4 protein-coding genes and 1 pseudogene are annotated in these 14,045 nt (G+C 73.0%); 3 read left to right on the forward strand and 2 right to left on the reverse strand.

Annotated features, from left to right (window positions below):
• Window positions 1-17: 17 nt before the first annotated feature.
• The 3 genes and pseudogenes from CV755_RS12490 to CV755_RS12500 all read left to right on the forward strand — a co-directional run.
• Window positions 18-6,263 (forward strand): annotated as a pseudogene (locus tag CV755_RS12490) (type I polyketide synthase); the annotation flags it as partial.
• A 150-nt stretch (window positions 6,264-6,413) separates the two neighbouring features.
• Complete coding sequence (locus CV755_RS12495) at window positions 6,414-6,965, forward strand: CcdC protein domain-containing protein (RefSeq protein WP_193553399.1); 552 nt, start codon at window positions 6,414-6,416, stop codon at window positions 6,963-6,965.
• Window positions 6,966-7,008: 43 nt separating this feature from the next.
• Entirely contained in the window at window positions 7,009-8,229 is a 1,221-nt protein-coding gene (locus CV755_RS12500) for a glycosyltransferase (protein WP_161968673.1), read from the forward strand.
• A 129-nt stretch (window positions 8,230-8,358) separates the two neighbouring features.
• Here the strand turns inward: CV755_RS12500 and CV755_RS36685 are convergent, their stop codons facing one another.
• Together CV755_RS36685 and CV755_RS12510 are read right to left on the reverse strand one after the other, a co-directional pair.
• Window positions 8,359-11,076, reverse strand: coding sequence for a LuxR C-terminal-related transcriptional regulator (locus tag CV755_RS36685; protein ID WP_109280291.1), 2,718 nt, complete (start codon window positions 11,074-11,076; stop codon window positions 8,359-8,361).
• Between the two features lie 162 nt (window positions 11,077-11,238).
• Complete coding sequence (locus CV755_RS12510; protein WP_109280292.1) at window positions 11,239-14,040, reverse strand: AAA family ATPase; 2,802 nt, start codon at window positions 14,038-14,040, stop codon at window positions 11,239-11,241.
• Between the last annotated feature and the right edge of the window lie 5 nt (window positions 14,041-14,045).

Raw genomic sequence — 14,045 nt, forward strand, 5'->3', positions numbered from 1 at the left:
GGAGTTAGAGACCAGCGATGTCCAACGAGGAAAAGCTCCGCCGTTTTCTGAAGCAGGTCACGGCCGATCTGCATGAGACCCGTCAGCGTTTGCGGGAAACCGAGTCCAACGCCCGTGAGCCCATTGCGATCGTCGGTATGAGCTGTCGTTTCCCCGGCGGGGTGGGGTCCCCCGACGAGCTGTGGGAAATGGTGCGCGACGGGCGCGAGGGCATCTCGGAATTTCCCGACGACCGCGGCTGGGAGGCGTCCGACCTGGATGGTTCCACCACCCGGCACGGTGGATTCCTCAAAGGCGCGGGGGAGTTCGATCCGGCGTTCTTCGGGATCTCGCCGCGTGAGGCGCTGGCGATGGACCCGCAGCAGCGGCTGCTGCTGGAGGCATCCTGGGAGGCGTTTGAAAGCGCCGGGGTGGATCCCGCCGGGCTGCGCGGCAGCCGCACCGGGGTATTCGCCGGGCTGATGAACAACACCGACTATCTCGCCCAGGGTCCCGATATTCCGGAGGGCGTGGAGAGCTTCCTGGCGATCGGCACCTCCGGGTCCGTGGCCTCCGGACGGATCGCCTATACCTTCGGCCTGGTGGGACCGGCCATGACGGTGGACACGGCCTGCTCGTCCTCGTTGGTCACGCTGCATCTGGCCGTGCAGGCGCTGCGCCGGGGCGAGTGCTCGCTGGCCCTGGCCGGCGGTGCCACCGTGATGTGCGCCCCCGGGTCGTTTGTCGCGGTCAGCAAGCAGCAAGGGCTGTCGGCGGACGGCCGGTGCAAGGCGTTCTCCGACTCGGCCGACGGCGCCGGCTTCTCCGAGGGTGCCGGCATGCTGCTGCTGGAGCGGCTGTCGGACGCGCGGCGCAACGGCCGCCGGATCCTGGCGGTGGTGCGCGGCTCGGCGGTCAACCAGGACGGGGCGTCCAATGGACTGAGCGCCCCCAACGGCCCGTCCCAGCAGCGAGTGATCCTGGAAGCACTGGCGGACGCCCGGCTGGCCCCTGAGCAGATCGACGCGGTGGAGGCCCATGGCACGGGAACCGCGCTGGGCGACCCGATCGAGGCCCAGGCGCTGATGGCCACCTACGGCAAGGGCCGGGACGCCCAACGCCCGCTGTGGCTGGGCTCGTTCAAGTCCAATGTGGGCCACACCCAGGCGGCGGCCGGGGTGGGCGGCGTCATCAAGACCGTCCAGGCCCTGCGCCACGGCCGATTGCCGAGGACCCTGCATGTGGACAAGGTCTCCACCAAGATCGACTGGGAGGGCGGCGGGGTAGCGGTGCTCACCGAGGCCCGGCCCTGGCCGGAGACCGGTGAGCCGCGCCGGGCGGGCGTCTCCTCCTTCGGTGTCAGTGGCACCAATGCGCACATCATCCTGGAGCAGGCGCCCGAGGCCGGTGCGGAGGAACCTTCCGGCACGGAGCCCGGCACCGAGACCGGCGCGGAGTCCGGGGCGGACAACGCCGGGCCGGACAACGCCGGTGCGGCGCCGCTGGATTCGGAACTGGCCACCCTGCTGCTGTCCGCCCCCTCCGAGCAGGGGCTGCGCGGCCAGGCCGAGCGGCTGCGGGCCCACCTCGTGGACCACCCGGACCTGAGGCTGTCGGATGTGGCGCACTCCCTGCTGACCACGCGCGCCATCTTCGACCACCGGGCCGCCGTGGTCGTCCCGGAGGGCGACCGCGACGCCGCCCTGGGCGGGCTCACCGCCCTGGCGGAAGGGGAGTTGGTGACCGGCACCACCCGGGCCGTGGCCCGGCCCGACCGCAAGGTGGTGTTCGTCTTCCCCGGGCAGGGCTCCCAGTGGCTGGGCATGGCTCGTGAACTCCTCGACAGCTCACCGGTGTTCGCGGACCAGGTGGCCGCCTGTGACGCCGCGTTCGCCGAGTTCACCGGCTGGTCGGTGGCCGACGCGCTCCGCGGCGCCGAGGGCGCGCCGCCCGCCGACCGGCTGGATGTGCTTCAGCCCATGCTGTTCACCACCATGGTGTCGCTGGCCGCGCTTTGGCGCTCCTGCGGCGTCGAGCCGGCCGCCGTGGTCGGCCACTCCCAGGGCGAGATCGCCGCCGCCCATGTGGCCGGGGCGCTGACCCTGAAGGACGCGGCGCGGATCGTGGGGCTGCGCAGCAAGGCGCTGCTGACCCTGATGGGGCAGGGCGCCATGGCCTCGGTGCTCGCCCCCGTGGAGGAGATCCGCCGGCGGGTGGCGGCCTGGGACGAGCGGCTGTCGGTGGCCGTGGTCAACGGTCCCGGCGCGTGTGTGGTCGCCGGGCAGCCGGAGGCCGTGGAGGAGTTCGTCGCAGCGCTTCAGGCCGAGGACATCCGGGTGCGCCGCATCCCCGGGGCCAACGCGGCCGGGCACTCCGCCCAGGTGGAGGCGGTGCGCGAGCAGGTGCTCGCCGACCTGGAGCCGGTCAGACCGCTGGCCGCCACGGTGCCGCTGTACTCCACCGTCACCGGGGAGCTGCTGGACACCACCACCATGGACGCCCGGTACTGGTACCGGAATATGCGGCAGACGGTGGAGTTCGACCGGGCGGTGCGCTCCCTGCTTGCCGCCGGACACCAGATGTTCATCGAGATCAGCCCGCACCCGGTGCTGACCGTGCCGCTGGAGGGGGTGCTGGAGGACGCCCGTTCCACGGCTGTCGCCCTGCCCACCCTGCGCCGCGACGAGGGCGGCGCGCGCCGCTTCCTGACCGCCGTGGCCACCGCGTACGCCCATGGCGCCCGGCCCGACTGGAGCCTGCTCATACCGGGCGGGAAGCGGGTGGAGCTGCCCACCTACGCCTTCCAACGAGAGCGTTACTGGCTGGAACCGGGCGCCCTGCCGGGCGATGTGGCGGGCGCGGGACTGACACCGGCCGGGCATCCGCTGCTGTCCGCGGTCATCGATTCGGCCGACTCCGGGGCGCTGCTGTTCTCCGGGCGGCTCTCCCTGCGCAGTCATCCCTGGCTGGCCGACCATGCCGCGCTGGGCACCGTACTGCTGCCCGGTACCGCCTTTGTGGAGCTCGCCCTGCAGGCGGGGGAGCGGGCGGGCTGCGCCGGCCTGGAGGAGCTGACGTTCGAGGCGCCGCTGATCCTGCCCGAGCACGGCGGGGTCGCGGTGCAGCTCACGGTTGGCGCGCCGGACGAATCGGGCCGTCGGCCGGTGGCCGTCTATTCCCGGCCGGATGAGGAGGAGGGGGAGTGGACGCGCAATGCCGGCGGTTTCCTCGCCCCGCAGGCGGCGGCGGATGCCGGCGGCCTTGCGGGGGTGTGGCCGCCGCAGGGCTGTGAGCCGGTGGCGGCGGACGGTCTCTATGAGGCCTTCGCCGCCTCCGGCATCGGCTATGGCCCGGCCTTCCAGGGGCTGCGCCGGGTGTGGCGCCGCGGCGAGGAGATCTACGCCGAGGTGGAGCTGCCGGACGAACACCGGGCGACGGCCGGGGAGTTCGGAGTGCACCCGGCCCTGCTGGACTCGGCCATGCACGCGGTGGGCGTCGGGGCCTCGCTCGGTATGGACAGCGGTGAGGCGGGCGAAGGGTTCTGGGTGCCCTTCTCCTGGCGCGGGGTCGGCCTGCACGCGGTCGGCGCCTCCCGGCTGCGGGTGCGCTTCGCCCCCGTCGAGGGCGAGGAAGCGCTCTCCCTTGAGGCGGCGGACGAGCAGGGCAGACCGGTGGTCTCGGCCCAAGCGCTGGTGGTACGGCGGATCGCGGCGGACAAGCTGAGCGCTGCCGGCGGCCGTCACCATGAGGCGCTGTTCCAGGTCGAATGGACGCCGCTGGCGCTGCCCTCACCCGGCCGGGGCGCCACCGCCGTCGTCGGCGATGGTCTGGACGTCCCCGGTTCGCCGGCCTACCCGGACCTGGCCGCACTGGCCTCGTACCTGGACGGCGGCGGGGATGTGCCCGCGGTGGTGTTCGCGCCGCTGGGGATGGCCGAGCCGGACGGCGCACCGGTGACCGAGGGGGCCCACCGGGCCGCCCGGCAGGCGCTGGAACTGGTACGGCACTGGCTGGCGGACGAGCGCCTGGACCGGTCGCGGCTGGTGGTCGTCACCCGCCATGCGGTGGCCACCGGCCCGGCGGAGGACGTCCCCGGTCTCACCCACGCCCCCGTATGGGGCCTGCTGCGCTCGGCGGCCTCGGAACACCCCGGCCGGTTCCAGCTGATCGACCTCGACGGCGCGCAGGACGCCGCGGCGGCCCTGCCGGCGGCCGCGGCCAGTGACGAACTGGAGATCGCGCTGCGCTCGGGCCGGGCCCTGGCGCCGCGGCTGGCCCGGGTGCCGGTGAGCGCCGACGCGGCGGAGGAAGACCAGGCGCCTGTCCTGGACGCCTCGGGCACCGTCCTGATCACCGGGGGCACCGGCACGCTGGGCGCGCTCCTCGCCCGCCACCTGGTCACCCGGCATGGAGTGCGCCGGCTGCTGCTCACCAGCCGGCGCGGCATGGCGGCCCCCGAGGCGTCCGCCCTCGCCGGAGAACTGGAGGCGCTGGGCGCGCGGGTGACCATTGCCGCCTGCGACACCGCCGATCGCGGGCAACTGGCCACGCTGCTGGCGGGTATCCCGGAGGACCGGCCGCTGACCGCGGTCATCCACAGCGCCGGAGTGCTGGACGACGGCGTGATCGAGACCCAGACGCCCGAGCGGCTGGCCACGGTGCTGCGCCCCAAGGTGGACGCGGCCTGGCTGCTGCACGAGCTGACCCGGGACCTGGGGCTGTCGGCCTTTGTGGTGTTCTCCTCGGCCGCCGGGGTGCTGGGCAACCCGGGCCAGGCCAACTACGCGGCGGCCAACGCCTTCCTGGACGCCCTCGCCCACCACCGGCGCGCCCAGGGCCTGCCCGCGCACGCGATGGCCTGGGGCCTGTGGCTGGACAGCCTGGCCCGCATCGGCGAGACCAATGGCGAGGAGGCGGCGGCGCGCACCGCCGGGCGCATCCCCGGCCTCACCGCCGAGGAAGGGCTGGCCCGCTTCGACACCGTGCTGTCGGGGGACGGCACGCTGCTGCTGCCGATGAAGCTGGATCTGTCCGCGGCGCGCGGCCAGAGCGTGCCCCCGCTGCTGCGCGGGCTGGTCAAGGCGGCCCCGCGGCGGGCGGCGGCGGGCGGCGGGGAGGCAGAGGGGTCGCTGCTGCGGCGCTTCACCGAGGCGGCGGAGGCCGAACGGCCGGGCGTGGTGCTGGAGTTCGTCCGCCACCAGGCGGCGCTGATCCTGGGTTATGGTGACGCCGAGGCCGTCTCGCCCACCCGTCGTTTTCTGGAGCTGGGCTTCGACTCGCTGGGCGCGGTGGAGCTGCGCAACCGTCTCGGTGCCGCGGCCGGAGTGCGGCTGACCGCCACCGTGGTGTTCGAGAACCCCACGCCCGAGGCACTGGCCGCCCATCTCGCCCAGCGGATGGCCGCGTTGGGGGAGGGCACCGGGGACGAGCCGGAGCCGGCCGCCGGGCCGGCCGGCGGCGGGCGGGAGAGCCTGATCACCGCCATGGCACGGCAGGCCGCGGAGAGCGGGCGGATGCAGGAGTTCGTCCATCTGCTCACCGCGGTCACCGAGTTCCGCCCGTCCTTCGAGGAACCGGGGCAGTTGCGCGGCGAGTTGGACCTCGTACGACTGGCGAAGGGCGAGACCGGGCCGGAGCTGGTGTGTGTTCCCTCCATCCTGCCGATGTCGGGGCCGCACGAGTATGCGCGGTTCGCCGCGGCTCTGCGGGGTGTGCGGGATGTGTCGGTGCTGCCGGCGCCCGGCTTCCTGCCGGGTGAACCGCTGCCCGCGAGCATCGGGGCGCTGGCCCGGGCGCATGCCGAGGCGCTGCTGGCCCATGTCGGGGAGCGGCCGTTTGTGCTGGCCGCGCATTCCTCCGGCGGAATGCTCGTCCACTCCCTGACCTCGCTGCTGGAAGAACGCGGCCAGGCCCCGGAGGCACTGGTGCTGATCGACCCCTATCCGCTGAGCGACCAGGCACTGACCGGTGTACAGACCCGGGTCGAAGGGGTCCGGGACGAGCAGGGAGCGGCCGGCTTCGGTGCCGTGGACGAGACCAGGCTGACCGCAATGACCGGCTACTTCCGGCTGTTCCGGGACTGGCGGCCGCGGCCGGTGGCCACCGGGACGCTGCTGGTGCGGGCCACCGAGCCGCTGGCCGCCTGGCGCGGCACGGACGACTGGCGGTCGGTGTGGCCGCTGGAGCACAGCATCGCCGACGCGCCGGGTGACCACTTCTCGATGATGGAGGATCACGCGGCGGGCACCGCCCAGGTGGTGCACCAGTGGCTGCTCGACCGGTGACCCCGCCCCGGTAGGGGTGGGCAGGGGGGTGGACGTCCGGTGGAAAAGTCCACCCCTCTTCTCAACCCAAGGGGCCAGGACATGTCCCGGCCGCGCACCTAAAGTCAACGTCTGTACAAACGGATTGGGAGGTGCGCGGTGAGCAGCGGAATGCGCGACGCGCTGACACTGGCCGGGATTCTGATTGCGATCGTGCTCTTCACTCAGGTGGGGCGGCACCGATTCAATCTCTTCAAATTGCTGCTGCCCATGGGGCTGGTGGTGTTCTTCGCCTGGAGCATGCTGAAGGACCTGAAGTTCACCACGCCGAACATGACGGTGGCCGGAACCGGTGTGGGCATCGGCGTGGTGATCGGTATCGGCCTGCTCTACACCATGAAGGTGGAAAAGGACCAGGCCACCGGAAAGACCTATACCCGGGCCGGACTTCCTTATCTGGCCATCTGGCTGACTGTTCTGGTGGCCCGGCTGGCGTTTATCTGGTCCCTGGAGAACATCACCTCCTTCGGCCATGACTTCGGTGTCTGGGCGTACAAGCACCACATAGACGCCGATGGTGTGGCGGCCTTCTTCGTGCTGATGGCCATGGCGATGGTGTTCGTCCGTACTCTGGGTGTCGCGGTGCAGTGGCTACGGGGCCCGAAGGTGGGGCGGGTAGGGGTTGCCGGTGAATCCGGCCGCCGGGTAAATGTTTCCAAGTAATTCCGGCACAGCGGAAACGGCTTACGGCGGAAGTGGATTGACGATGCGGGTATTCTGTACGGTGACCGGCACCCAGGGGCACGCCAATGAAGTGCTGCCGCTGGCAACGGCGTTGGCCGAGGCCGGCCACGAGGTGATGGTGACGGCACCGGAACACCTGGCGAGTGTTTTCGAGGGCGCCCCTGTACGGGTCGATCCCGTGATGCCGGGAATCTTCGAGGTGATGCAGGCCATCTTCTCGCTCGGCGACGAGCGCCGGAAGAACAATCCGGACGAGGAAGTCGTGGTCGACAACCGGCTCCAGATGATCCTCTGGGGCGGCGGTCCGCACATCACCAGCACCTTCCGCACGATCCTGCCCATCGCCAAGGAATTCCGCCCCGATCTGGTGCTGCGGGACGGCGGGGAGCTGACCGGCGTCCTGGTCGCCGAGGCGCTCGGCATTCCCCATGTCTCCTGCCCGTCCGGCCCCACCAATGTCACCGACCCGGCCGGCCTGCTGCCGTTCCTCAACGAGCGGCGCCAGGAGGTGGGTCTGGTCCCGCAGAGCGACCCTTGGTCCATCTACCCCTACGGCCGCATCGACTGCGTCCCCTCCTCGCACTCCTTCACCCAGTACGAGGTGCCCGAGGCGGTGGCCTACCGCCAGCCCGCCACCCTCAAGGACACCGAGGGGCTGCCGCCGCGGCTGGCCGAACTCCCCGGTGACCGCCCGCTGGTGGTCGCCTCGGTGGGCAGCGCCCTGCCCACCGTGATGAACCTCAAGGCCATGGGCATCAACCCGCCCGAGGGCATGCTGGAGCCCGCGCACACCCTGCGCGCCATCATCGAGGGGCTGTCGAGCCTGGACTGCCACGCGGTGGTGGGCACCGCCGGCATCGCCGTGGAGGACGTCACCCCCGGGGACAATGTCATCGTGATGGACTGGCTGCCGCAGATGCTGCTGCTCCAGGCGGCGCAGCTGTTCGTCAGCCACGGCGGATACAACAGCGTGCGCGAGGCGGTGCGCCAGGGAGTGCCCATGGTGGCCCTGCCGCAGTTCGGCGACCACCACCACAACGCCGAGCGGCTCGCCGCGTTGGACCTGGGCGTGCACTGTACGGACGTCACCGCCGAGGGCGTGGCCGCGGCCTGCCACCGGGTGCTGACCGAGGAGCGGTTCACCACCGGCATCCGCGAAGCGCACCGCCGGATGCTGGGCCTGCCGGGCATCGAGGCCATGGTCTCCTACCTGGAGTCGGTGGTGGCCAAGCACGCATCCTGACCAGTGATGCGCAGGGCCCTCTCAAGACCCGCTGCCGGTGCCCCCGTTCGGCAGCGTGGCGGAAGCGGGCGCCGGTATTCCCCCGGCCGACGCCCGCTCCTCCGTCGCTTTCCGGTAACCGCCCTGTGTTCAGGCGGTGTCGGCGACGTCCAGGTCGAGACGGCCCGACAGATCCTGACGCCGGGTCACCTTCACCTTGCGGTACACCCGGGTCAGATGCTGCTCGACCGTGCTGACCGTGATGTAGAGCTTCGCGGCGATCTCCCGGTTGGTGTGGCCGCGCGCGGCCAGCGACGCCACCCGCCGCTCGGCGGCGGTCAGTTCAGCGCCCTGGGCAGCGGCTCTGGCGGCCGCCGGCGGCCGGCCCGCCGCGGCGGCGGAGTCACGGGATGCCGGTGGCTGAAGCGAGTGGTAAAGCCCTTCCGCGCCGCACCGGTCGGCCGTGCGCAGCGCCTGCCGCACCAGCAGCCAGCCCTTGCCCTGGTCACCTTGCCGTTTGTAGACCTCGCCCAGATCGGCCAGGATCCGCGCCGTCTCGTACAGATCACCGGACTCACGGATCTCCGCCAGGGCTTTTTCCAGGATCTCCCGGCGGCGCTCCGGCTGGTGGGCCGCGGCCAGCACCCGCAGCGCCTTGCCCCGGGCCCTGCGCCCGCCGGCCACCGGACGGGCCAGTTCCGCGGCGGCGAAGCGGGAGGCGTCCTGCGGGGAACCCGACTGCAGCAGTGCCTCCGCCGCACCCGCCCGCCAGGGCAGCAGCGCCGCCAGGTCCATCCGCCACCGGCGCATCAGCTCGTCGCACTCCATGAAGTCCGCCAGCGCCGCGTGCGCCCGCCCCGTGGCCAGCTGGTGCCGGGCGCGGGCGTGCAGAAAGTGCAGTGCATACCGGGTGCGGTACATCGCCTGCGGCACCGGATGGGCCAGCAGCGCCATGGACGCCTCCCGGTGCCGTCCCTGGCCCGTCCGCGCCTCGACCAGCACCGAAAGCGGCAGGCCGATGGCCACCCCCCAGCCATGCGGCGGCAGCAGCTCCAGGGCGGAGCAGGCGGCGTTGGCCGCCGCGTCCAGCCGTCCCCGGCGCAGCGCCGTCAGGCCCTTGACGGCCGTCACCACGGCCCGGCAGGCCGGTGAGCCAAGGTGTTCCGGCTGGGAGAGCAGCCGCTCGCACCAGTGCGCGGCCTGTTCCGGCCGGTCGGTGCAGACCAGCGCCATCAGCGCCGCCTCCACCACTTCCACCGCGCTCGGATCGGCCGGGCCGAGGGCCTCCAGCGCCCGTTCCGCGTCCGCCTGCACACCCTGGCCGCCGGCCGGGGACAGGGCGGCCGCCAGCGCGGCCAGGGCCGGCAGCCTGGGATCGGCCGGGCGGACCGCCGCGGGCACGGCCACCGAGGCCGACGCCGGGCACACTCCCGGATAGGTGACCGCCAACAGCCTCTCGGCAAAGGCGAGTTCACTGCGGATCGGGTCTCCTCCGGGCGAGCGGCCGGCGGCGTCACGGGCAGTGGCCATGACCCGGGCCGCCTCCTCGAGATGGCCATGACGCAGCAGCTGGGGCGCCAGCCGCAGCGCGCTCTCCGCCGGCAGCAGCCCGTTGCCCGCCGGGGAGGCCAGCGCACGCAACTGGGCAGCCGCCTCACCGGGGTTGAGCCAGCCGGCGATCTGGGCCCGGCGGGCTGTGAGCTGCAGCCGTTCCCCCTCCCGGCTGCGGTCCTCGGCAGCCTTCAGAAACCGCCTGGCCAGTTCGGCCTGGCCGCGTTCCAGCGCCAGCTCGGCCGCCGTCGCCAGGGTGCGGCAGATCCACCGCGGCCGCCGGCCCGGTGGCGGATCGGCGTCCAGCAGCTGCGCCGCCACCACCACCGGGTCCGCACCGGTCCGGTGCAGCAGTCCGGCCGCCCGGCGGCGCAGCCGGTGCCGCTCGGGCACGGGCAGTGCCTCCAGCACGGCGGTACGCACCGCCGGGTGGCGGAAGGCGGTGTCCTCGGTGATCCCGGCCCCCTCCAGCGCGGCCAGGGCCCCGCGCACCCTGCCCGGCCGCAGGCCCAGCAGCTCGGCCAGCAGCGGCACCGTGGCCTCCTTGCCGAGCACGGCGAGGCCATGCGCGGTCTTGACCGCATCCCGGCCGCTGCGCCGCACCCCGTCCAGCGCGGCCTGCTGGAACGGTTCCCCGGCCGCCGTCTCGCCGGGTGCGCCGCCCGGCTCGCCGAGGAAGGCCATGGCCAGCCGCGGTGAGCCGCCGGTGCGCGCATGCACCTCGGGAGCGCGGCGCACCGACCCGGGGATCTTGCGCTCGGACAGCAGCCGGCCGACCCCCAGGACGCTCAGCGGGCGCAGCGTCAGGCGCATGTCATCCGCCAGTTCCAGCAGGCGGGTGAGCGCCAGGGACGCGGGAAGGACGCCGGGGGTGTGCGTGACCAGCAGGGACATCCGGCCGGTGAGGTCCTGGCGCACCGCGTGCAGCAGGCACTGTACGGAGCGGGGGTCGGCGAAGTGGATGTCGTCCACGGCCAGCAGGACCGGGCCGTTGCCCGCCGTCCGGGACAGCGCGCGTTTCACCGCGATGCGCGCCCGCAGCGGGCCGCAGTGGACCAGACGCAGTTCGGGCAGCAGCTGGTCCACCACCCCGTAGGGGAGGCCCCGTTCGGCGGGTGAGGCGAGGGCGGACAGCACGGTGATGCCCTGCGCCTCGGCATCCTCGATGGCGTCGCGCAGCAGAGCGGATTTGCCCGAGCCGGCCGGGCCGCCGATGACACCGACCGCGGAATGGGCCCGGTCCGGGCGCTGCCGGCCCCGGCCGGTGAAAAGCCGGAGCCGGGTCACCTCTCCACCGCGTTCGATCAGTGAGTTCATGGGTCCTTCCGTCCGTGGTGCGCGGGACCGGACGCCGCCGGCGCGGCGCGGCGGCGCGGGAGGGGGCAACGGCGGCCCCCAAGAGAAGCTGACGATGCATCAACTGTGGGCCTTCACCGGTAAGCAGCGGTGAAGATCATGTGAACCGGGCGTAAAACGCCGTCAGCCCCCGCCCACCCCGGCGGTCGGCCGGCCCTCCCGGTAGCCGTTGCGACCCGGCCGCGCGGCCAGCGATTTGGCCAGGTCGCGGCGCCGCTGGACGTTCAATTTCCGGTAGATCCGGGTCAGATGCTGTTCCACGGTGCTGACGGTGACATAAAGCCGGGCGGCGATCTGACGGTTGGTGTGGCCATGGGCGGCCAGCATCGCCACCCGGCTTTCCGCCTCGGTGAGTTCCTCCGCCGCCTTCGGCATCACGGCTTCGGTGGCCGCGGCCTCCGGTTCGCTGTCCATATGCCCGGGCATCAGTTGCCGGCACAGCGGTTCGGCCTCGCAGATCCTGGCCATGTGCCAGGCCCGGCGCGCCAGCGAGCGCGCCTCGTGGATGTCGCCCAGCTCCTGGTGGGCCCGGCCCAGTTCGCCGAGGGCCAGCGCCAGCTGGATCCGGTCGCCGCCGTCTTCCAGCAGGGCGATGGCCTGCTGCAGCGGCTCGATGCGGGCGCGGCCCTCCCGGACGCTGCCCAGCAGGCGCAGCGTGCCGGCCCGGGCCCGGTGCGGACTGATGCGCAGCTGTTCCTCCACCAGCTGTGCCGCCTTGGCCTGGTTGCCCAGGGCCAGCCAGGCGTTCGCCGCCTCCAGCCGCCACGGCACCAGCTCGGGCACGTCCATGTCCCAGCGCCCCATGCTCTCGCCGCAGGCCAGGAACTCCTCCAGCGCGGCGTGCAGCCGGCCGGTGGCCATGAACCACTGGCCCCTGGCCCGCCGGAAGTGCAGGCCCGGCAGGGTCTGCAGATGCGCTTGGGAGCCGCTGTGCTGGAGCAGCCGCATGGCGTCCTCGTAGCGGCCCCGGCCGGTGTACGCCTGGATCAGTGTGGCCAGCGGGTAGTACGCGGTCAGCCCCCAGCCCGCCAGGGGCAGCAGGGCCAGCGCCGACTCGATGTACCGCTGGGCGCCGGGCAGATCGCCCTGGCGCAGGGCGATCTCGCCCCGGACCGCGGTCAGCGCCGCCTGCCAGGCGGGCGCACTGTGGCCCGTGCACTCGCCGAGCAGGCGCTCGCACCAGTGCTGGGCCACATCGGTACGTCCGGCGTACACCAGCGACCACAACGCGTAGACCAGCGGCTGCAGATAGCCGTCGCCGAGGCAGTAGCGCTGCAGCAGCCGGACCGCCTGCCGCGCGGCCTCCTCGGCGCCCGGACCGGACAGGGCGGTGAGCACGGCCGAGGCGGCGTGCAGATGGGCGACGTCCAGGGTGCCGCCGAGCGGTTCATCCGCCGGCGCGGCCACCGGCTGCGGCATGGGCCGCCGGCGCAGACCGGGGTTGACCATGCCCATCCAGCGGTGGCAGGCGGTGATCGCGGCACGGGTGCGCGGCTGGTCGGCGGCGCCGGAGCGCTCCAGGGAGTCCAGCAGGTCCATCGCCTGGTCCTGGCGCTTGGCCCAGGCCAGATAGGTCATGCACAGCACCAGGTCGTCCGGCGGCAGCCCGCCCGCGGCCAGCCGCGGCAGCAGGGCGGACAGCTGGCCCTCGGCCGTGGTGGGGTCGTTCTGCCACAGCAAGTTCATCAGCCTGGTGCGCAGCCGGGCGTTGGTGCGCGGATCCTCGCAGGCGTCGGCGGCCCGCGCCAGGCAGCGGCGGGCGAACTCGGCGTCGTCCATGGCCAGCGCGTAGTCGGCCGCCTCCTGGAGAGCCTGGAGCGCCCAGGGGGCGGATATGGTCCGGGAGTTCAGCAGATGCCGGGCCACCTCAATGGCGATGGCGCCATCCTGGTGCAGCAACTCGGCGGCCCTGCCGTGCAGTTCGGCCAGCAGCGGGCCGGGCGCCGCGTGCAGGACGGCCGATACGGCGGCGGGGTCGCGGAATGTGCCCTGAGTCAGCAGCCCGCCGCGGTCCAGGTCGCGCAGCCCCTGCTCGACCACCGTGACGGACAGCCCGAGCAGCCGGGCGAGCAGGGACGGCGTCGCGGACTCACCGAGAGCGGCCAGGCCGCGCGCGATGACCGGGGCGGTGGGGCCCATGCGGTGCAGGCTCTCCTGCACCGCATGGGCATAGCTCTCGCCGCGCCGCAGCGGCGTCCCGGCCGGCGGGATGCCGTCCGTCTGGTCCTCCAGCAGGGCCCGCAGCAGCAAGGGGTTGCCGCCGGTGGCGGCATGGGTCTCGGCGGCCAGCTGGGCTGTCGGGGGCGCCCCCAGCCGCTCGGTCAGCAGCCGCTGCACCGCCTCCTCGCTCAATGGCGCTAACCGCAGCTGGTGGCAGTGCGGTTGACGGCCGAGCTCGGCGCGCAGCCCCAGCTGGTCGTGGTGCGGGCGGCCCGGCTGGGTCAGCACCATCAGTACCCTGGCCCGCCGGGCGCGCCGGGCCAGGTGCAGCAGGAACTGCAAGGACGCGCCGTCCCCGAAGTGCACATCGTCCACGGCCACCACCACCGGGCGGCCGCGCGCCGCCTCGAGCACGGTGCCGGTCAGCCCAGGCAGCAGGGCCAGTTGCTGTTCGGTGGTGGTGGCCGGGGCCTCGTCCAGCAGCCCAAGGGCCCGGGCGGCCCAGCCGGCGGAAGGGGGCGCGCTCTCCAGGAGTTTGCGCACCAGGCCAAAGGTCCATCCGCTTTCGGTGGCAGAGCCGGTCGCGTCCAGCAGCAACGCGTCGTCCGCCGCCGCCCGGTCGGTGAATCTCGCCAGGAGCGTGGTCTTGCCGCTCCCTCCGGCCCCGCTGATCAGGACGACCTGGCCCTGTCCCTGCCGTGCGCTGCCGTACCACTGCGTGAGTACGGACAGCCCCCGCTCATGTTCGTAAGAGTACGCAGACAACGTTT

Source organism: Streptomyces orinoci, from assembly GCF_003121295.1.
GTDB classification, from domain to species: Bacteria; Actinomycetota; Actinomycetes; order Streptomycetales; family Streptomycetaceae; genus Streptomyces; species Streptomyces orinoci.